This is a genomic window from Undibacterium sp. Ji83W, from assembly GCF_049340385.1.
GTDB lineage: Bacteria > Pseudomonadota > Gammaproteobacteria > Burkholderiales > Burkholderiaceae_D > Undibacterium.
Window position 1 is genome coordinate 34,933 of sequence record NZ_JBMPOZ010000002.1, and the last position, 21,038, is coordinate 55,970.

Genomic DNA, 21,038 nt, shown 5'->3' on the forward strand with positions numbered 1-21,038 from the left:
TCGCTCATGTCATCATCTCAGGCCCCATCTCTTCAGTTTGAAGATGTGTGTAAATATTTCCCGGGTGTGAAAGCACTCAATGGCGTCAGCTTTGAAGCCCATGCAGGTACAGTGCATGGTTTGCTTGGTGAAAATGGCGCAGGTAAATCGACACTATTGAAAATACTGGGTGGTCAGTACAAACCGGATGGCGGGCGCTTGTTGTTGAATGGACGCGCTTGTCATTTCTCGTCTGCCGGTGATGCCATCGCAGCGGGCATAGCCGTCATTCATCAGGAATTGCAATATGTTCCTGAACTGACGGTAGCAGAAAATCTGTTATTGGGGCGCTTGCCGCAAAAACTGGGTTTTGTGAACAGGGTTGAAGCGCGGCGCCAGGTAAGCCAACGCCTGCAACAAATGGGTGTGGATCTTGATCCGGATGCCCGGCTCTGCGATTTGTCGATAGCACAAAGGCAAATGGCAGAAATATGCAAGGCCTTGCTGCAGGATGCACAGGTCATTGCCTTCGATGAACCTACCAGCAGTTTGTCTTATCGCGAAAGCGAAATTCTGTTCCGTCTTATACGCGATTTGCGCACAGCGGGTCGCACCATCATCTATATTTCTCACAGACTGGAAGAGTTATACGCGCTCTGCGATACCTGCACGATTTTTCGCGATGGTCAAAAAATCGTCACCCATCCTGTGATGGCCGATGTGCCACGCGATGTACTCATCAACGATATGGTGGGACGTGAACTCAGCGATATTTACGATTACCGGCCACGCCAGCTCCAGTCTGAAAGGCTGGTGGTAAGACAGTTGAGAGGCGAGACGCTTAAGGTTGCTCAAAATTTCAGTGTGCGCGGTGGCGAAGTGCTTGGTTTCTTTGGCCTGGTTGGCGCTGGCCGTACAGAGTTGATGCGTCTGTTATATGGCGCAGACAAGAAAGACGCTGGTTGCAGTGTGGTGCTGGATGGTGTCAATGTACCTGATCATGGGCCAGCTGCCGCGATCGAGGCAGGCATAGTATTGTGTCCTGAAGACCGCAAAGAGCAAGGTATTCTGGCAGAAGCATCTGTCGCAGAAAACATCAATATCAGTTGTCGTCGTCATGGCCTGTTGGCAGGTCTTTTTTTGAGACATAAACATGAAGCAGAATTGGCTGATCGCTTTATTCAAAGATTGAAAATAAAGACGCCGAATCGCGAACAAGAAATTCGCTTGCTTTCAGGTGGCAATCAGCAAAAAGTTATTCTTGCGCGCTGGCTGGCGGAGCCGGGTTTGAAAGTGCTGATACTGGACGAACCAACGCGTGGCATCGATGTGGGCGCAAAAAATGAAATCTATCGCATCATTCATGAAGTCGCTGAGCGCGGTTGCTGTGTGATTGTGGTGTCGAGTGAATTGCCTGAAGTATTAGGGATTTGTGATCGCATCGTAGTCATGCGTGAAGGACAGATCAGCGGTGAACTTGAGCGTAGCCAGGCGAATGAAGCAGCAGTTCTGCAATTGGCACTGCCTGATTTGCAAGCAGCATAATTTTTACAGGAATTTTTCATGTCTTCCCTTAATCCTGCACAGACAGTTGATGAAACAGTAGTTCAGCAAATAAAACAGAGACAAAACAACAGTATGAAAACGACACAGCACTGGCTGCATGAACAGAGTATGCCATTGGCATATACCTTACTTTTTATTGTGCTTTCCTTCACAGTAGAAAATTTTTTCTCAAGTACCAATATTGTTGGATTGATGCTCTCTGTAGCGCAGATAGGCATGGTCGCCTGCACAATGATGATGTGTCTTGCTTCACGTGATTTTGATTTATCCATAGGATCGACCATTGCCTTCACTGGCGTGCTGGGCGCGATCATCCTTGAGCGTACAGGCAGCATCACACTTGCGGTTGGTGGCGGTTTGCTGGCTGGTGCATTGATAGGCGCAGGCAATGGCGTGTTGATTGCCTATTTGCGGGTGAATGCCCTGATTGCGACGCTGGCGACCATGTTGATGGTTCGTGGTCTGGCATTCATTGTTTCGAAAGGCCAGGCCGTGGGTATTTCCAATGAGACTTTCATCAGCTTTGGTGATGGTCGTATTTTTGGTTTACCATTTCCGGTGCTGGTTGTCGCGGCCTGTTTTTTGATATTTGGTATTCTGCTCAATCACACGGTGTTTGGTAGAAATACCTTGGCTATTGGTGGTAATCCAGATGCAGCACGCCTTGCAGGGATCCGGGTTGAACGCTTGCGTATCTGGATATTTCTGTTGCAGGGGCTGGTGACTGCATTGGCCGGCCTGATACTCGCATCCCGCATCACCAGTGGACAGCCAAATTCGGCGCAGGGCTTTGAGCTTGATGTCATCTCCGCCTGCGTATTGGGTGGCGTATCCCTGCAAGGTGGAAAAGCCAGAATAACCGGGGTACTGGTGGGTGTGCTGATTATGGGCACGGTAGAGAATGTCATGAACTTGCTGGATGTAGACGCTTTCTATCAATACCTGATGCGCGGCTTCATTCTGTTGGCTGCAGTATTGTTGGATCAGTTAAAAAGCCGGTCTGCGCGCAAATCATAATGTCCTCAACAGTCAATAATACTCAGGTGCCTGGAAGATTGCATGGCAAAGTCGCTATCATCACTGGCTCTACATTGGGCATAGGCGCAGCTATCGCACGCCTTTTTGTGCTGCAAGGCGCACGCGTTGTAGTGAATAGTCATAATCATGATGCCGCTGCGGAGCGTATCTCGTCTGAACTGGGGCCAGAGCATAGTCTTTTTGTTCAGGCAGATGTCTCTGATGCCAGTGCCATGCGAGCCTTGGTGGACCAGGCGATAGCCAGATTCGGTAAAGTGGACGTGCTGGTCAACAATGCAGGCATGAATGTATTTTCAGATCCCTTGCAAATGACAGATGAAGAATGGCAACGTTGTTTTTCTGTCGATCTGGAAGGTGCCTGGAATACTACCCGCGCCGTCTTGCCGTTCATGCTTGAGCAGGCTGCTGGCAGCATCATCAATATCGCTTCCGTGCATGGGCATAAAATCATACCAGGATGCTTTCCTTACCCGGTAGCCAAGCACGCTTTGATAGGTTTGACGCGGTCCTTGGGTATAGAGTACGCAGCGCGCGGGATACGGGTCAATTCCATTTCACCTGGTTTGATATTGACCGAAGCCATACAATCCTGGTTTGCCAGTTGTCCCGATCCCATAGCAGAACAACAACGACAAGCCTCTTTATTGCCTTGCCGTCGCATAGGTGAGCCAGACGAAGTCGCTTATACGGCTGTTTTTCTCGCCAGTGACGAAGCACGTTTCATCAATGCTACCGATATCTTGATTGATGGGGGTCGTTCACAGTTGTATCATGATTGATCTTAGTCTTTACTGTTGACGCCATGAGCAATTCCAGTCCTGATCGTTTTGTCCGTACTCATCTGAAAACACGCCACCTGGTGTTATTGGTTGAGTTGGGACGTCATGGCTCCATTTTCCATGCGGCAGAGGCAGCGCATCTGACTCAGCCTGCTGCATCCAAATTGTTGACCGAACTGGAATATGCTCTGGGTGTGCAATTGTTTGAGCGCTTGCCACGTGGGATATCACCGACCTGGTATGGCGAGATCATGATACGCAGGGCAGGTGCGGCGCTGGCAGAAATGAATGCCGCCCATCAGGAAGTCATGGAGTTGTTGTCAGGCTTAAGTGGCTTTGTCTCCATAGGCTCAGTCATGACTCCTTCGACGAACCTTATTCCACAAGCAGTAAGCCTGCTTAAATCACGCCATACGCGCTTGCATGTTGCCATACAAGTGGACACCAGCAAAATACTGATACAGCGCCTGCGTGCAGGTGAGCTGGACATGGTGATAGGACGCATTCTTGATTCTGAATCTGCTGCAGAATTAAATTTTGAACCCTTAACTGATGAGCCACACAGCCTGATTGCACGCAGCAAACATGCGCTTGCCCAGCGTAAAAAACTGACGCTGAATGATCTTGCTAAAGAAGCCTGGATACTTCCACCAAGTGGCAGTATTTTGCGAGATCGCCTGACCTCGCTGTTCTTATCTCATGGCCTTGATCAGCCGATAGAAACGGTAGAGACTTTGTCGCTGCCAGTGATAACCAGTTTATTGATGGCCAGTGATATGGTGGCCGCTTTGCCAGAAGATTTAATTCGCACCTATCTCGATTCCGAGTTGTTAACCGTGCTTCCATTTGATCTGGGATTGCGCATGGATGCCTATGGTATTGTCACCAGAAAGCAACATCGTTTGTCACCAGGGGCACAAGCCATGCTTGATATCTTGCGTGAGTTGGCAGTGCAAGGTGCTGGCAAGTAAGTAAAGAGGTGTTTCAACTATTCGTTTCCTGCATTTATAAATGAGGAAAGTTGAATGCCTTACCTGGCCTTGCTCTCAAGGCGATGACAAACTCCAGCCCATTTCCAGTATTGTTTTTTTTGATCTGTTTTTATTTCCAATATTGCATGTTGCATCGCATGAAAATGAGTTCAGAATCTGCAATCAGTTTTAATCATTTTTTCATCTTCTCGTCTGAAACGATCAAATTTCTGCTTAAAAACCAATCACTTTCTTGATTCTTTTTTTTATGAACGTAATTGGAATTCATCATCACTTAAAATCTTTTTCATTGAATGAGCTGGATTTAACGACGTACCAAATCTGATAGTCGAAATGCAGCTAATAACACAGGCCATACATGGCCGATAAATGGAGGAGACAATTGTGTTAAACAATCGCAGCAAAAAAGAATTTTTCAATCCTAAACTCAAAGGTACAGCCTTGGCTGTATTGTCCGTTTTGGCTGCCAATTCAGGCATGGCACAAGACGCAAAAAAACCGGCAGAAACTAAAGAACAGGCAGATCATGTTGTCGTTGTTTCTGGAACACGCAAATCAGTTGCCTCGGCAATTGACAGAAAACTGCGTGCAGATACAGTAGCTGATTCCATTGTTGCTGAAGATATCGGGCAATTCCCGGACAAAAACGTTGGTGAAGCACTTTCGCGTGTTACTGGTGTGCAGCTGGAACGCTCGTTTGGCGAAGGTACCAGTGTCTCCATCCGTGGTGTTGAACCAGATTTGAACCGTATTGAAATCAACGGCGTATCGATACTGAGTACTACCGGCACGGCTGGTCGTGGTGCCGACTTGCGTGAGTTACCTGCAGAATTGATTTCTTCCATCGACGTCATCAAAGGTGTAACAGCCAATATGACCGAGGGCGGTATTGGCGGGTCGGTACAAATTACGACACGCAAGCCACTCGATTTCAAAAAGATGACTATCGTTGGCAGTATCGCCGGTGAACAGGCACCACAACGCGGTGGGATACAACCACGCGCCAACCTTTTTATCACAGATAAATTCTTTGATAACCGTCTTGGGCTGATGGCGAACGTCATTTACGACAAGGTATTAACGCGCGGTGATTTTTCGCGAAATACTTCTTGGCGTTATTTCCGTGACTGGGATTTTTCGGCGCAAAAAACAGTGCCCAGTATTGATCCGGTATTGGCAGGTGTTGGTTCCAAAGCTGATTGTTCCAATTTGAACAGTCCGGCGAATGCAACGCAGACGGCAGCTGTGGCTACAGCTGCCCTGCAAGCGAGTTGCGTTTCACAATGGAATGACTACTCACCACAGATTGCCCGTTATGGTATCTGGGAACGTGATCATGAAAGAACTTCAGCTGAACTGACGGCGCAATACAAATTTACTGACCGCCTGAATGCCTGGGTAAGTTACCAGACCAATATCCAGAATCAAAAACTGAGGGATTACAACTACGGTACAGACTTCAGTGCAGTAACACGCTTGTCCAGCACAGGTACTTTACCTACCTATGCCGCAACGACTGCCGTACCTACTGGTGGTTCATGCACGCCGATTTCAACAACCACGACGCCAGCTGGCATGATTGTGGAAAATCATATCGTTACTCAATATGTATTGGGTAACTGCCTGGTACCCGGTAGCGCAGCTTCGCCAAATGGCGGACAGGCAGGCTTTAGTACATCTTTGCGTGATTTTGCATTGAAAATTGATTCGAAATATACGACAGCCGGATTTACCTATAAAGGCGAGAGCCTTGATGTGGAAGGCTTGGCTTCATCTGCCAAAGCTACTTACAGCAGTGATTCGAATAACCTGATATTGACGCAGAATGCTCCGGGATTACAGGTGAATCTTGATTCTTCCGGATTGCCACGTTTCACTTTCCCGTCTGGCTATAACCCTTCGAATCCCAACTCTTATGTTTCTGCCCAATTGCAGTATCGTCCTTCAGAAACGATCAACAAAGAAGACCAGCTCAAACTTGATTTTAAATATAAGCTGAAGACTGATTTCTTGTCACGCATCTGGTTTGGCGTGCAGTCGCAGCAGGCAAAATCCAGTCAATACAATGGTGGCGGTTACGCTGCAAGTGCAGGCAATGACTTGAACAGTACTGCAGATGACGTGTATGTACAGACAGCAAACATTAATCAGACTTATAGCTACGACCCATTGAATACCACCAATACGGTGCGTGCAACAGTGGGCCCGATAAATCTTACAGATGTGAATGCCTGGACCAAGTCACTCAACGGCTCTGCCATGGCTGCGCTGGCGCAATCTGTATTCTCGACTTCACCTGGTACTTTCTTCAAAGGTTATAGTGGCATCAGCAATGTACCTGCTAACTGGGTTGCTCCATCATTTGCAAATGTTGGTTCAAATTTCGATCTGACGCACTTTAATCATGATTACCTGTATAACGCACCTGGTACCGACGGTAAAATGTATCCACAGATTCCTGCTTACATTGTCGACGAAAAAGTTAAATCCACGTATTTGCGTGCGGACTTTGACACGGAATTATTTGGCAAGGATATCTTCGGTAATATCGGTATCCGTTATACGCAAACGCGCGATGTTTCTCAAGGCTTATTCAAACAACAGATCAATGTTGAAAAAACGCCTGGTTCAACTACTTTCAACACGTTTGTTCTGTCGAATTCCATTGTCAGCATAGACAATACTTACTCGAACGTATTGCCAAGCTTTAATGCAGGTGCATGGTTGATACCAAATCAATTCCTGGTACGTGTGGGCTGGGGTAAGGTCATGGCTCGCCCAAGGATTGTAGATATAGTCCCGAATGCGACATGTACCAAGAATAGTGGTGCTGCACAGTTTGGTGGCGACGGCACGGATGATTGCACGGCTGGTAATCCTGCCTTGAAACCATTCCAGGCAAGTAATACAGATCTGAGCCTGGAATATTATCCAAATGCTGATAGTCAGCTCAGCCTGGCTTTGTTCCGTAAAAACATCACTGTCGGTAATAGTGTATCGACAAACGTGAAAAATGTTGACCTGTTCAAAGACGGTACCCTGTGGGACGTCAAGATGCCTATCAATTACCCTGGTGCTGTGACGCGCGGTATAGAACTTGCTGGCAGAACAGCGTTGACTTTCTTGCCTGGTTTCCTCAGCGGTTTTGGTGTTGATGCCAACTATACCCGTATGAACTTTACCTATGCGCCAGGAACGGAACGTTTGAATCCACTGGATAATTCGATCTTGCCATATGCTGGCATGTCAAAAAACGCCTATAACCTGGGTTTGTGGTATGACAAGGACAAGTTTAATGCGCGCCTTGCCTATCACTACCGTGATCGTTATTACTCTGGTACCAATGATGTATCTGGCAATCCTAACTTTATCGAGAAAACCGGTTACCTGGATGCGAAATTCCAGTATCGCTACAGCCCGTTTATTACCATCTCGTTCGAAGGCAAGAACCTGACTGATCAGGCAAATATCACGGATGCAGGTGATCTGTCACGTCCGAATGAATTGGCATGGTCTGGTCGTCGTTATTTCATCGGTGTATCGATCAAGAATTAATCAGTAAGGCTTTTTGTTAATCGCAGTACTTGACCCAGCCATGCTAGTGCAGATGGCTGGTTTTTTATTGCATGCTCTAATTTTTAAACTATTCCTTATGACTTCACATGCAAAGTGCCGGATCGCCATCCTTAGCCTGATATGGATAGTATTAATGTCTGTTGGTAGCGCACTGTCTGCTCAGCCTGTCTTTAATAATCCTTTAGTGAAGAATCGGGCAGATCCACAGATATTTCTACACTCAGATGGCTATTATTACTTTACTGCCACAGCGCCAGAATATGATCGTATCGAGTTGAGGCGTGCACGCAGCATCAATGAACTTGGTGCTGCAGATACGAAAGTCATCTGGCGCAAACATGTCAGCGGCCCCATGAGTCATCACATCTGGGCACCAGAATTACATTTTATTGATGGAAAGTGGTATTTATATTTTACTGCTGGCAGGGTTGATGCTATCTGGGATATACGTCTGTATGCACTGGAAAGCAGTGCGGTCAATCCTCTTGAAGGAGAGTGGATAGAGCGAGGTCAGATCAAGACAGGGTGGGAATCATTTGCTCTGGACGCGACGACGTTCGCCCATGCTGGCCAGCGTTATCTGGTATGGACACAGCGTGACCCTGCGCCGGATAAAAAGAATACCAATATCTATCTGGCGAAAATGGATACCCCTTTGTCCATTACCGGGCCTGCCACTTTATTGTCGCGCCCCGATTATGATTGGGAGAAGCGTAAATACGAAGTCAATGAAGCGCCAGCGGTATTGATCAGGAATGATCGCATATTTATCACCTATTCCGCCAGTGCCACCGATGAAAACTATTGCATGGGTTTATTGACGGCACCGGCAAACGCAAACCTGCTTGATGCGAAGGTATGGAGCAAATCTGCGCAACCTGTATTCATGAGTCATGCCGCAACTGCTCAATATGGGCCTGGGCATAATTCGTTCACGACTACTGTAGATGGCAAGACAGATGTGCTGGTATATCACGCACGTGATTACCGTGAAATCAAGGGTAATGCGCTGAATGACCCGAACAGACATGTTCGTGCACAGACATTCGGCTGGAACGTGGACGGTACACCGGATTTTGGCCAGCCTGGTGCGCCCATGATTAATCAGGGCAAACTGGCCGCCAAGCCTTTGTTCAGAGACCCCATCATGGATGGAGCTGCAGATCCTGTGTTGGTGCGTAATACCGCACTAGGGAAATGGTGGATGTTTTACACCAACCGGCGGGCAAATGCTGGAGATGCATCTGGTGTCGCCTGGGTGCACGGGACGCGCATAGGCATAGCTGAATCAGATGACGAAGGAGCCAACTGGCATTACATAGGTGAGGCAGACATAGAGTTGCCGCCATCCATGGGCGGGGTTGAGTCTACTCATTGGGCGCCGGATATCATCCGGGCTGATGATGGCAGCTATCATATGTTCCTGACCGTGGTACCCGGCATTTTTAATGACTGGAAGCACCCCCGCCATATGGTGCATCTGCGCAGCCAGGATTTACGCCACTGGCGTAACGCCCAGGTATTGCAACTTGCTTCTGACAGGGTGATTGATGCCACGGTGCTGCGTTTGCCGGAAGGTGGATATCGCATGTGGTACAACAATGAAGTGGACAAGAAATCCATTTACTATGCTGACAGTGTTGACCTGGAAAAATGGACAGACAAAGGCAAGGCCGTCGGCGATCAAAGCGGGGAAGGGCCGAAAGTTTTTCGCTGGAAAGAGCAATGGTGGATGATTACAGATGTGTGGCGCGGGCTGGCCGTTTATCATTCAGATGACTTGTTGAGCTGGAAACGCCAGGTAGGTGGCAATTTGCTTGAAATGCCGGGGCATGGTGAAGATGATGGCGTCATCGGCGGGCATCCTGACGTTGTCGTGAATGGTGGCAGGGCATTTTTATTTTATTTCACCCATCCAGGAAAACGTGGTGCAGATCAGAAAAAAGATGGTAAGGAACAGAGACGCAGCTCCTTGCAAGTAGTCGAGTTATTGCTGACTGAGCAGGGCATGCAGGTTGATCGCGATGCACCTGCTTATATTCGTTTATCAAACGAATAGTTTCTGAATTAATGCAAATGGGAGAGCCTGTTGACAGGCACTTCCCATTTGCATTAATGAGTTACAGAAATCGATAGAGACTTATCTGGACATGACCAGTTCGCGCCACTTTGCTTTATATGCGAGCAATCCAGGCAGCGTCAGTTTACTCACTGGATTTACTTGCTCATTCAAATCTGGTAATTGTTCCCAGTGATGCAGCATCCAGGCTCCGTAAGTGGTGCCGCTGGTGTCATTTGACAGCATGATGTTTTGCTGTGGCCGTAAACTGGCCAGCAATGCTGCCAGGTAGGGATTGTTGGTGAAACTTCCCTCAATAATGATATCACCTTCGGACCCCAGTTTTTCCAGGCAATAATCAGTCATGAGTACGCAATACAGAGTGGCGAGTGCATATCTTTCCTGCATGTTTTCTGGCGCTTGTCCTGATATTCTGGCCAATTGTCCTGAAAACGGACCACCTGATTCGGCAAAACAGGGCAGGGCAAAGGTGTTTTGGGCGATCAGTTTATTGATGTCGTACGGCGCGCAAGTCACAGGTTTCTGACCTGCCAGAGTGGCAAATTCTCGCCCGCCCATGAACCGCATGCAAGAAACCGCCTCACCAAGCACATTGGTGTTGGCCAGCATGTCTGCATGCTCGTCCAACCGCTCCTGATCTGCACCCAGGACGGCTGCGATCGTCCAGGTGCCGGTCGATAGTACTGTGCGATTTTTGGCTTTGCCTGCATGTTGCAGATGACGCAGCAGAGATGCGTTGCTGTCATGGATGCCACATACGATCTGGCAATCTGCTGGTAAACCGGTTTCCATTGCCAATGTGGGACGTATTGTTGCCAGCCTGGACCATGCTTTTTTCATGGGTGGGAAAAGAGAACCCCATCCTTTTTTCTCTACCAAGGAAGAGTATTTTTGCAGGTGAGTGTTCCACAAATCGGTATGGCAACCTAGTGAGCTGACTTCAGTTGCAGCAACACCGGACAAGCGCCATGCCCAATACTGTGGATACATCAGTATATGCGAGGCTTTGGCAAATTCAGCTGGATAGCTGTTTTGCAGCCAGGCCAGTTGGCGACCCAGATTGAGACCCGCTGGCAAATCAGGAGAGTAGCTTTGCTTATATGGCGGGCGCAGCGGCTGATATTGATTATTATCTTGTTCAGGTAATTCTGATTCATAGTCCAGAATTGGCAAAACCAGACCCTTGTCGTTCACCAGTGCAGCAGTCGCACCATGGGTCACAGGAATGATTGCTGACACCTTGGCAATGCGGGAAAACTCACTGAAAACATGCAGCATCCGCGACCATATTCTATCGGTATCGTGATGTGGATAGATACCATCCTGGACGATATTATTAGGACAGCGTTGCTCGGCCAAAGTATTTGCCTGCGCATCGAGCAAGCTGAGTTTTACATTGGTCTTGCCTATATCAAGGACGATACTCGCATTTTGTTTTATTTGCTCTTTGTCGCTGCCGTACATATTATTTTCTCTACTGATTATTTTCTTTGTTTCTTGCGATTCATCAGGCGGGGCAGGGCAATGGTGATCAGCAGCAGGATGCCGACGATGATGGTCATGATAATGCCAGGAATATTTGCTAATGCCATACCGTAATTGACGATGCCCAATGTCAATACAGCCAGGAACACGCCGATAATGGTTCCAGCGCCACCAGCGATGCTGACACCGCCTAAAATCACCATGGTAATGATTTCCAGTTCCCATCCCGTGGCAATATTCGGGCGCGTACTACCGATACGCCCCGTCAGGAAAAATGCAGCGAGGCCAGCCATGGCGCCGGTTAACGTGAAAAGCATGAAGCGATATTTATCGACTGCCACACCAGAAAATCTGGCAGCAACAGGGTTGTTGCCAATCGCATATATACGGCGCCCCCAACTGGTTGCATGCAACAAGATCGCGAACAGTACGACGAAGAACAACAGGACGATGAATTGTCTGGGAATAAGATCAAAGAAGTAACCCTGGCCCCAGTCGATTAATAATTGCGGATATGAAGTAAATGCCTGGTCGCCAAGAACCACGCTGGCCAGACCGCGAAACAGTGACACACTGCCTATCGTCACGACGATGGAAGGCAGGGCAAAGCGAGTCACCAGCAAGCCATTCAAGCTGCCACAGGCAGCGCCAGTAAATATGGCGATGAACAATAAAGTGTAAGCAGGAAAACCGTGTGAATTCGCCAGCCCCATGGCAACGGAACACAATGCCAATATGCCAGACACAGAAATATCAATCTCGCGGCAGATAATCAATAAGGCCATGGGCAAGGCGATCAATGCTTTTTCACTGAAGTTGAAAGTGCCGTCAGCCAGATTGTGCAAGTCAAAAAAATTCGGTAATACCAGGCTGTTGACAATAAACGCTGTGACAAACAGCAGGGCCAGCAGGGTTTCCCAATGAGAGAAGATTTTCTTTAACTGAAAATCTTCGCGGTCGCGTATGGTGTAGCGTGAGCTGTTGTTTGATGGTGTCATGGTAGTTGTGTTCACGTACTGCTCCTGTTTGCATTTTTTTGCAGCAGTTGCAAAGGCAAAATTTGGCGGCTGCTTTTCTTATTGCTACGTGCATTGATCATGACTGCGGTAAGTATCACAACGCCGGTCAGCGCACTTTGCCAGAATGGAGAAATCTTCATGATAGGCAAGGCGTTATTGATGACTGCCAAAAACAGCGAGCCCAGTACGGCCCCAGATACTGTACCCGCACCACCTGCAATGTTGATGCCGCCAATGACACAGGCTGCAATGACGGTAAATTCGAAGCCATAGGCAATTTCCGTATAAGCTACCGCGTAACGTGCCACCCACAGATAACCACACAAGCCAGCCATCAACCCCGATAAGCCATATGTCCAGAACAAGCGGCGTGGGGTAGGGATACCTATGTAGTTGGCAGCATTCGGTTGATTGCCAATAGCATACAAGTCCCTGCCAAAATGCGTATAACGGGCGATGTACCACATCACGGCAACGACAATGGCGGCAATCCAGACCAGGTGCGTAATTCCCAGTAACTGACTGAGCGGAAAGGCGATGAAGGCGGCAGGCATCTGGTGCGACGATACCCAGGCACCACCAGACAATACAAATACCAGGCCGCGGTAGACACTCATGGTGCCCAGCGTTACGACAATAGGTGGCAAGCCCAGATAACCGATCAGGTAGCCATTGATCAGGCCCAGACCAAGGCCTATGGCCATCGCCACCAATATAATCAGCAACAGGGGCAGGTCAGGGAATTTGGAAGCCAGCAAGGCAGACATCATGCCTGACAGCGCCAGATTGGATGCGACTGACAAATCAATACCGCGTGTAATGATGACAAACATCTGGGTCACCGCCAGCATGATCAACAGCGTGCTGTCCGTTAACAGATTGGACAGGCTGGATACACCGAGAAAAACTGGCGCACGAAGTCCAACCAGGCCTATCAGAAAAACAATCATCAGTCCCAGCAATACTTCCCTCTGCTGCAAATACTTCAAGTGCTTCATGCTATTTCCTCTGCCATTTCACCTGCTAATGCGTCGCTGCCAGATGCTGCAGCGACTACGTTTTCTGGCGTGGCATGTGCTCTGTCAAATATTTTTTTGATATGTCCCTGATGCATGACGATAACGCGATCAGACATGCCCAGTACTTCCGGCAATTCGGATGACACCAGAATCACTGACAATCCGGTTGAAACCAGTTCGCTGATGAAACGGTGCACCGCAGCCTTGGAACCAATATCAATACCCTTGGTTGGTTCGTCCAGGATGATGACCTTGGGTTTGGTTGCCAGCCACTTGCCCAGAATGACTTTTTGCTGGTTGCCACCTGACAGCTCGGCGATCAGTTGTGTCAGATGACTCGCTTTCAGCTCCAGCTGCTCACTGTAGTGTCTTGAAATTGCTGCTTCTTCACTGCGCCGCCTTCCTAGCAGGAAGCCTATGCGGTCAAGGATGGGCAAGGTGATATTTTGCTGCACCGACATGGTCAGATGGCCACCTTGATGCTGTCGGTCTTCAGGTACATAGGCGATACCATGGCTTATCGCATCTGTGGCCGATTTGATGGAAAGTGCCTTGCCTTCCAGGCTTACACTGCCACTGACACCATTGCTGAGCCCGAACAGGGCTTGCATGACTTCTGAACGGCCCGCACCCACCAGGCCATAAAACCCCAGGATCTCACCTTTGCGTAAAGAAAAACTGACATTATCAAACTCGGTAGGATGGCAAAAATCCTTTACTTCAAGCAGGGTGTCGCCTATGACCACGTCTTGCTTGGGGAAGGTTTGATGGATGGAACGCCCCACCATGAGAGATACCAGGTCCGGTTCCGAGATATCAGCCAGTGCGCCTTCGGCAACAAAATGACCATCACGTAAAACGGTGTAGCGATCGGCTACGGCATAGATTTCATCAAACTTGTGTGAGATGAAAATCACTGCTGTTCCAGCGGCGCGCAATTGCCTGATGATGCGGTACAACTCTTGAATTTCCCGCTGTGACAGGGATGCGGTCGGCTCATCCATGATGACCACGCGTGCATCTTGCGACAGGGCGCGGGCAATTTCGACAAAGTGACGTTGAGCCACACTCAGGTCCTTGACCTTGGCGCGTACCGGTAGCGACACTTCCAGTCTGGCAAACAGTCTTTCAGACTGCATTTCCATCAACGCCCAGTCTACCCGTGCCGGAAAACCATGCATGGGCTGGCGGCCTATGAAAATATTTTCTGCCACCGTCAATTCATCAAACATCACAGTTTCCTGATGAACAGCAGTAACACCTGCCAGCATGGCATCTTGTGGATTGGCGAAGCGAACTTGCTTGCCAGCGATCTGTATGCTGCCACTATCCGGCTGATAAATGCCAGTCAGGGTTTTTACTAAAGTGGATTTGCCTGCACCGTTTTCTCCTATCAGTGCCATGACTTCGCCTGCACGCACATTGAGTGCAACTTCGTGTAATGCAATGATGCCCTGGAAGCGTTTACAAATACCGGTCAATGCCAGAATAGGTGCAGCGGGTGAACCGTCTGGGGCGATGGGAAACGGGTTGTGCTCGTTCGTCATTAACGTCATTAATATAAGGCAAGGCGATAATAGAAAAGAAGTCAGCTGTCCGCACCAAAAAATAACAAGCGCAAGCATGTACTGCAGGTACAGATTTTTACAAGCAACTGATTTCTATCTGCAGACGGCCCGTTGAAGTGAATCACGGGCCGATACTGAAATTGTGTATCTTTACTTAAAATATCTTGGAGAACTGCTCTACATTCTCTTTGTTATAAGTAAACGGCGGGGCCATCGCTGCCTCACCATTGGCATCAATCGCAATTGTACCCATACGGCCTATGGTGAAACTGCCACCTGCCTTGGCATTTGGGTTCCCTTTGATAAATTCATTGGCGATATAAGTCGCAGCATAACCAAGATCAATAGGATTCCAGATGGCGAATTCCTTCACGGCACCGCTTTTGACGTGTCCCGCCATTTCTGATGGCAAGCCCAGACCGGTAACGAATACCTTGCCAACCAGTTTTTCATCTACGACAGCCTTGCTGGCAGCGTTGATACCAACAGTGGAAGGGGAAATAATGACTTTCAGATTTGGATTGCTGCGCAACAGGCCTATCGCTTCGCGGTAACTTTTATCAGACTGGTCATCACCATACACAGTTGCCACCAGTTTAAGGCCGGCAAACTCGGGCTTTTCCAAGCCTTTTTTCATGACGTTGATCCAGATGTTTTGGTTTGTCGCCTGGGCGGATGCGGACAAGATAGCGATTTCACCCTTGCCACCAGTCGCATTGGATGCCATTTCCAACTGCTTGATACCGATCAATTCTGCATTGGATGGATTGAGCTGCATCAACCGGCCTTCTGGCGCGATCCCGCTATCGAAAGAGATGACCTTGATGCCGCGTTGCATGGCTTTTTTGGTGATCGGTACCAGCGCATTGGCATCATTTGCTGAAATGACAATGGCATTGACCTTTTGACTGATCAGCGAGTTGATGATTTCTATCTGGCCTTCAGCACTGGGTGTGGTCGGGCCTGTATAAATAATTTCTACATTGCCGATTTGTTTGGCCGCTTCTTTGGCACCTTCATGTGCAGCATCAAAAAAACCATTACCCAGATTTTTAACAACGATGGCAATTTTTGTTTTGTCTGATTTTTGTTCGCAACCCTGCAAGGCACCCAGCATGCTTAATGCAATTGCTGCCAGTATTACTTTTCTTCTTTTCATCAAACTGTCTCCGTCTGGAACATGCTTGCAGACTCGGCGTCATAAGCATTTGTAAATTTATTTAATATGTCTTTTGCGGGTAATTCTTCCGGTGCCACGGTAATGACTTTGACACCAGACTGTTCAAGCAATTGTACGGCTGAGTCAGATGCGTAATGATCAGTGATGAGGCAAGATACGCGATTCAGACCGCATAGTATGAGTCCGGCTTTCTTGGCAAATTTGGAACTGTCTGCCAAAACGATCAATTCTTCCGCCTGGCTGATCAAACGTTTTTCAGCCTGTATCAGGAGTGGGTCAACTTCCATCAGGCCCAGCAATGACAGACCATAAACGCTCATGAACATCTTGCCAGCGTAATGATGTTGAGTGATGTCGTTATCAAATGGACTGAGAATGACATTTTGTTCGCGGTACACGCGGCCACCAGGGACGATGATTTCATTTTCACTGGAGACCAGCAGGCGTTCTGCCATCATGAAAGAATTCGTCAGTATCTTGAGCTTTTTATCAACCAGGAACTCAGCCATCATGAAGGTCGTCGTGCCGCCATTGATGATGATGGTTTCGCCGTCGCTGCACATGTTTGCCGCATAGCGTGCAATTGCCCGCTTTCTGTCGGCATAGCATTTGATATTGTTCTGGAAGGTCTCGCTTGTGAGCGCAATTGAGCGCTTCACCTGCTGCAGGTTTTCTGCGCCGCCACGTGTGCGGGTGAGCAGATTACGGGCTGCAAGCCAGCTGATATCGCGCCGGACTGTTGCCGGGGATGCGCTGAGCCAAACAACCAGTTGCTGGACGGTTGCTGAATTATGCTCGGCGAGCAATTTCAGCAAACGCTTACGACGTTTGTGATTTACCATTTTTGTCTCCGTCTGTTGCCGTCTATTATCTTTACTGCGGCATGCACCAGTCATTAATTCGTAATAATTTGCTGGCATATGGCGAGACTAATCACTTAAAAATCGGGCGTCAATCATATATTGATCAAATGATTGATTATTTACCTCCACATTAATCTGGCTCTGGAAATTTCAATCATCATGCTGACTATTGCGACTTCGATCAGCTTCTTGATTGCTTCTGTATTGACACTCAAAGCTGGCTGTTTTCTACTGACTGCCACTGCCAAAACGGACAAAATGCTTCACATGAGCAAGTGATGTGATTGATCCGGTCAGTCCTTGATTACTCAGGGCTTGAGGCTAAGGAATTTGTCATAAAAACACTAATTAATCACGGAGAATGTATGACCTCAACGATGCAAACCGAGCAGAAGAAGCCTATCACTTCACTTTGGGATGATGCATACGCAGCTGGCCTGACTGAGCCAGAATTATTGCTGTATCGCTCAAACCTGCTCGGCTCTGATATGCGCATTACCAACTTTGGCGGTGGCAATACCTCGGCCAAGGTGATGATGCCGGACTACCTGACTGGCGAACAGGTAGAAGTGCTGTGGGTAAAAGGTTCTGGCGGTGATCTGGGTAGCATCAAGATGGATGGCTTCTCGACCCTGTACATGGATAAATTGCACTCCTTGAAAGGCCGCTATCGTGGCCTGGCGCTGGAAGATGAAATGGTGGCTTATTTGCCACACTGCACCTTCAACCTGAACCCACGCGCCGCCAGTATCGATACGCCACTGCATGCGTACATCAATCGCAAGCATGTTGATCACATGCATCCTGATTCAGTCATCGCTATTGCGGCCTGTGCCAACAGCAAGGATTTGACGCAAAAAATATTTGAAGGTGAATTGGGCTGGTTGCCCTGGCAGCGCCCTGGCTATGATCTGGGCTTGAAACTGGAAGCAGTTTCCCAAACCCAGCCTAATCTGAAAGGCATCATCCTTGAAGGCCATGGCCTGTTCACCTGGGGTGATACAGCCAAATCTTGCTATGAAACTACCTTGGCGATCATACAGCGTGCCGAATCATGGCTGGAAGAAAACAGCCGTAAGCCTGCATTTGGCGGTGCCAGATACAGCGCACTGCCAGCCGCAGAGCGTGCCAGCCTGGTTGCCCGCCTGATGCCCGTGCTGCGTGGCAAAATCAGTAAGACAGAATTCAAACTCGGCCATTTTGATGACAGCACAACTGTGCTGGATTTTGTCTGCAGCAAAGACTTGCAGGCACTGGCTGCCTTGGGTACATCTTGCCCTGATCACTTTCTGCGCACCAAGATTCGCCCGTTTGTGATTGATTTCGATCCTGCCAGCCCCAATTTTGATCAACTTTTGAGCGGTCTGGATGAGGGCTTGCGTCAATATCGCGCAGATTATGTTGCTTATTATGATCGTTGCAAACATGATAATAGCCCGGCAGTGCGCGATGCCAACCCGATTATCTACTTGATACCTGGTATCGGCATGCTGTCGTTTGCCAAAGACAAGGCAACTGCCAGGATCGCCGGCGAGTTCTATGTGAATGCCATCAATGTCATGCGCGGTGCGAATGGTGTTGACAGCTATGTTGGTTTGCCAGAGCAGGAAGCCTTTGACATCGAATACTGGTTGCTGGAAGAAGCCAAACTGCAGCGTATGCCCAAGCCCAAGAGTCTGGCTGGTCGCATCGCGTTGGTGACTGGTGCTGCTGGCGGTATCGGCCAGGCTGTGGCACGTCAATTGTTGCAAGAGGGCGCTTGCGTCATGTTGACAGACATCGATGGCGAAGCATTGAGCCAGGCACATCAAGTTTTGTCCAAAGTGGCAGGCAAAGACAATGTAGCCATCATCAGCGCCAATATTACCCGTGAAAGTGATGTCGAAGCCATATTGAGCGAAACTTCATTGCGATTTGGCGGCATCGATTTGCTGATCTCGAATGCCGGTATCGCATCGTCTGCACCGCTGGATGAAACGACGCTGGAAATCTGGGAACGTAATCAGGATATTCTGGTCAAGGGTTACTTCCTGGTCAGCCGCAGTGCATTCCGCATCATGAAGCAGCAGCAAATTGGTGGCAGCATGGTGTTTGTGGCGAGCAAAAATGGCCTGGTTGCTTCCGCTGGTGCATCTGCATATTGCACGGCAAAAGCGGCCGAAATCCATCTGGCACGTTGTATCGCCCTCGAAGGTGCTGCCCACGGCATACGCGTCAATGTGGTCAACCCGGATGCAGTGATCCGCGGTTCCCGTATCTGGGATGGCAAATGGAAAGAAGAGCGTGCTGTCTCGAATAAAATCGATGCAGATGATATCGAAGAATTCTACCGTCAGCGTAGCATGCTGAAACTCAGCGTATTGCCTGAAGATATCGCAGAAGCAGTGTACTTCCTGGCCAGTGACAAGTCTGCCAAGAGCACAGGTAACATCATCAACGTAGATGCAGGCAATGCTGCTGCATTCACGCGCTAAAATATAAAAAGTAGATTGACCTGGATCAAATATCTGATTCAGGTCAGCAATGAGACGGAGACACAAGATGGATAAAGTAATTGATCACGGCCAGGTAGCAGAACACAACGCCAGACTGCAACAGAATCTGGATGCCGACTATGCTGCCCTGGGTAGCATGCTGGCCAGACGCGGGCAGGATATTGAGCAACTGACTGCCAAAGCACAGACCTTTGCCGTCGCCTTGCCAAGCTGGGGTGTTGGGACCGGTGGCACCCGCTTTGCACGTTTCCCAGGCAAGGGTGAGCCACGTGATGTCATGGAAAAACTGGAAGACTGCGCTGTCATCCATCAACTGACACAGGCTACACCTACCGTATCCTTGCATTTCCCTTGGGATAAAAGCAGCGATCTGGCGGCCATGCGTGAATTTGCCAGCAAACATGGCCTGGGATTTGATACCGTTAATTCGAACACTTTCCAGGATCAGGCCAATCAGGAACAGACCTATAAATTCGGCAGCCTGACAGCCAATGCCAAAGCCGTGCGTGAACAGGCAGTAGCACACAATATCGAATGCATAGAACTCGGTCGTGCACTGGGCTCCAAAGGTTTGACCGTATGGGTGGGCGATGGAGCCAACTTCCCGGGCCAGCATAATTTGCGCGGCGCGCTTGAACGTTATCTCGACAGCATGCGCGACATCTACAAGGCCTTGCCTGCAGACTGGCTGATGTATATCGAACACAAGCTGTTTGAGCCAGCATTTTATGCCACCACGATTGCTGACTGGGGCACCAGTTACGCCTGTGCTAATGAGTTGGGCCCTAAGGCAAAATGCCTGGTTGATCTTGGTCACCATGCACCAAATACCAACATAGAAATGATCGTTGCCCGCCTTGCGCAATTTGGCAAACTGGGTGGCTTCCATTTCAATGACAGCAAATATGGCGATGACGATCTGGATTCCGGCAGTATCAATCCTTTCCAGCTGTTCCTGATCTTCAATGAACTGGCCGATGTAGCACAGCGTGACGGTGATGCCTTTAAACCATCCTACATGCTGGATCAGTCACACAATGTGACTGATCCTATAGAAAGCCTGATGTCCAGTGCTATCGAAGTACAACGTTCTTTCGTACAGTCCGCACTGGTAGACCGCAAGGCATTGAGCGCATATCAGGAAAACAATGATGTGCTGCTGGCAGCACAAACACTGAAGCAGGCTTTCCGCACTGATGTCAGTCCTATCCTTGCCATGGCACGCGCCCGTTCTGGTGCGGCTATTGATCCGGTGGCCTGCTATCGTGCAACTGGTTATCGTGAAAAACAGGCGACACTCCGTCCAGCCAAGGCTGGTGCCAGTGGTAGCGGTATAGTCTGATTCAGTTCCCTCTGAAGCATGTTCGCTGCTGCGTTTTTTCGCACTGCTGATCGGCTT

Annotated in this window: 14 protein-coding genes; 8 read left to right on the forward strand and 6 right to left on the reverse strand. The window is 48.8% G+C overall.

Features of this window, described 5'->3' with window-relative positions:
- The first annotated feature begins 6 nt into the window (after positions 1 to 6).
- The 6 genes from araG to ACO0LD_RS04440 all read left to right on the forward strand — a co-directional run bounded on the left by araG (position 7) and on the right by ACO0LD_RS04440 (position 9,989).
- Entirely contained in the window at positions 7 to 1,524 is a 1,518-nt protein-coding gene (gene araG, locus ACO0LD_RS04415; protein ID WP_423004141.1) for an L-arabinose ABC transporter ATP-binding protein AraG, read from the forward strand.
- A gap of 18 nt (positions 1,525 to 1,542) precedes the next feature.
- Positions 1,543 to 2,562, forward strand: a complete 1,020-nt coding sequence (gene araH, locus ACO0LD_RS04420; protein ID WP_423004143.1) for an L-arabinose ABC transporter permease AraH — start codon at positions 1,543 to 1,545, stop codon at positions 2,560 to 2,562.
- Complete coding sequence (locus ACO0LD_RS04425; protein WP_423004145.1) at positions 2,562 to 3,362, forward strand: SDR family oxidoreductase; 801 nt, start codon at positions 2,562 to 2,564, stop codon at positions 3,360 to 3,362. Before araH ends, ACO0LD_RS04425 begins: the two co-directional genes overlap by 1 nt.
- 23 nt (positions 3,363 to 3,385) lie before the next feature.
- Positions 3,386 to 4,333: a LysR substrate-binding domain-containing protein gene (locus tag ACO0LD_RS04430; protein WP_423004147.1), complete on the forward strand. Its 948-nt coding sequence runs from the start codon at positions 3,386 to 3,388 to the stop codon at positions 4,331 to 4,333.
- A 405-nt stretch (positions 4,334 to 4,738) separates the two neighbouring features.
- Positions 4,739 to 7,909, forward strand: a complete 3,171-nt coding sequence (locus tag ACO0LD_RS04435; protein ID WP_423004149.1) for a TonB-dependent receptor — start codon at positions 4,739 to 4,741, stop codon at positions 7,907 to 7,909.
- Between the two features lie 154 nt (positions 7,910 to 8,063).
- The gene (locus ACO0LD_RS04440; protein WP_423004151.1) at positions 8,064 to 9,989 is read left to right on the forward strand and encodes a family 43 glycosylhydrolase; all 1,926 of its coding nucleotides are present in this window, start codon (positions 8,064 to 8,066) and stop codon (positions 9,987 to 9,989) included.
- Between the two features lie 81 nt (positions 9,990 to 10,070).
- Here the strand turns inward: ACO0LD_RS04440 and ACO0LD_RS04445 are convergent, their stop codons facing one another.
- The 6 genes from ACO0LD_RS04445 to ACO0LD_RS04470 form a co-directional block, all read right to left on the reverse strand.
- Positions 10,071 to 11,474, reverse strand: coding sequence for an FGGY-family carbohydrate kinase (locus ACO0LD_RS04445; RefSeq protein WP_423004153.1), 1,404 nt, complete (start codon positions 11,472 to 11,474; stop codon positions 10,071 to 10,073).
- A 17-nt stretch (positions 11,475 to 11,491) separates the two neighbouring features.
- Positions 11,492 to 12,508 (reverse strand): ABC transporter permease, encoded by a 1,017-nt coding sequence (locus ACO0LD_RS04450; protein ID WP_423004155.1) that lies wholly within the window; start codon positions 12,506 to 12,508, stop codon positions 11,492 to 11,494.
- Positions 12,505 to 13,512, reverse strand: coding sequence for an ABC transporter permease (locus tag ACO0LD_RS04455; RefSeq protein WP_423004157.1), 1,008 nt, complete (start codon positions 13,510 to 13,512; stop codon positions 12,505 to 12,507). Before ACO0LD_RS04455 ends, ACO0LD_RS04450 begins: the two co-directional genes overlap by 4 nt.
- Positions 13,509 to 15,080: a sugar ABC transporter ATP-binding protein gene (locus ACO0LD_RS04460; protein ID WP_423004159.1), complete on the reverse strand. Its 1,572-nt coding sequence runs from the start codon at positions 15,078 to 15,080 to the stop codon at positions 13,509 to 13,511. Before ACO0LD_RS04460 ends, ACO0LD_RS04455 begins: the two co-directional genes overlap by 4 nt.
- Positions 15,081 to 15,255: 175 nt before the next feature.
- Positions 15,256 to 16,260, reverse strand: coding sequence for a rhamnose ABC transporter substrate-binding protein (rhaS, locus tag ACO0LD_RS04465; protein WP_423004161.1), 1,005 nt, complete (start codon positions 16,258 to 16,260; stop codon positions 15,256 to 15,258).
- A complete protein-coding gene (locus ACO0LD_RS04470; protein ID WP_423004163.1) occupies positions 16,260 to 17,123 on the reverse strand; it encodes a DeoR/GlpR family DNA-binding transcription regulator in 864 nt (287 codons plus the stop codon). Before ACO0LD_RS04470 ends, rhaS begins: the two co-directional genes overlap by 1 nt.
- A gap of 386 nt (positions 17,124 to 17,509) precedes the next feature.
- On the opposite strand from ACO0LD_RS04470, the gene ACO0LD_RS04475 reads away from it, so the two are divergent.
- Together ACO0LD_RS04475 and rhaI are read left to right on the forward strand one after the other, a co-directional pair.
- Positions 17,510 to 19,618: a bifunctional rhamnulose-1-phosphate aldolase/short-chain dehydrogenase gene (locus ACO0LD_RS04475; RefSeq protein WP_423004165.1), complete on the forward strand. Its 2,109-nt coding sequence runs from the start codon at positions 17,510 to 17,512 to the stop codon at positions 19,616 to 19,618.
- 67 nt (positions 19,619 to 19,685) lie between these two features.
- Positions 19,686 to 20,981: an L-rhamnose catabolism isomerase gene (gene rhaI, locus ACO0LD_RS04480; protein WP_423004167.1), complete on the forward strand. Its 1,296-nt coding sequence runs from the start codon at positions 19,686 to 19,688 to the stop codon at positions 20,979 to 20,981.
- The last annotated feature ends 57 nt before the right edge of the window (positions 20,982 to 21,038 follow it).

What these genes read in the sequence shown, in the direction of transcription:
- araG (WP_423004141.1), top strand. Translation starts at nt 7, where the DNA reads ATGTCATCATCTCAGGCCCCATCTCTTCAGTTTGAAGATGTGTGTAAA.
- araH (WP_423004143.1), top strand. Translation starts at nt 1,543, where the DNA reads ATGTCTTCCCTTAATCCTGCACAGACAGTTGATGAAACAGTAGTTCAG.
- ACO0LD_RS04425 (WP_423004145.1), top strand. Translation starts at nt 2,562, where the DNA reads ATGTCCTCAACAGTCAATAATACTCAGGTGCCTGGAAGATTGCATGGC.
- ACO0LD_RS04430 (WP_423004147.1), top strand. Translation starts at nt 3,386, where the DNA reads ATGAGCAATTCCAGTCCTGATCGTTTTGTCCGTACTCATCTGAAAACA.
- ACO0LD_RS04440 (WP_423004151.1), top strand. Translation starts at nt 8,064, where the DNA reads ATGTCTGTTGGTAGCGCACTGTCTGCTCAGCCTGTCTTTAATAATCCT.
- ACO0LD_RS04445 (WP_423004153.1), bottom strand. Translation starts at nt 11,474, where the DNA reads ATGTACGGCAGCGACAAAGAGCAAATAAAACAAAATGCGAGTATCGTC.
- ACO0LD_RS04455 (WP_423004157.1), bottom strand. Translation starts at nt 13,512, where the DNA reads ATGAAGCACTTGAAGTATTTGCAGCAGAGGGAAGTATTGCTGGGACTG.
- ACO0LD_RS04460 (WP_423004159.1), bottom strand. Translation starts at nt 15,080, where the DNA reads ATGACGAACGAGCACAACCCGTTTCCCATCGCCCCAGACGGTTCACCC.
- rhaS (WP_423004161.1), bottom strand. Translation starts at nt 16,260, where the DNA reads ATGAAAAGAAGAAAAGTAATACTGGCAGCAATTGCATTAAGCATGCTG.
- ACO0LD_RS04470 (WP_423004163.1), bottom strand. Translation starts at nt 17,123, where the DNA reads ATGGTAAATCACAAACGTCGTAAGCGTTTGCTGAAATTGCTCGCCGAG.
- ACO0LD_RS04475 (WP_423004165.1), top strand. Translation starts at nt 17,510, where the DNA reads ATGACCTCAACGATGCAAACCGAGCAGAAGAAGCCTATCACTTCACTT.
- rhaI (WP_423004167.1), top strand. Translation starts at nt 19,686, where the DNA reads ATGGATAAAGTAATTGATCACGGCCAGGTAGCAGAACACAACGCCAGA.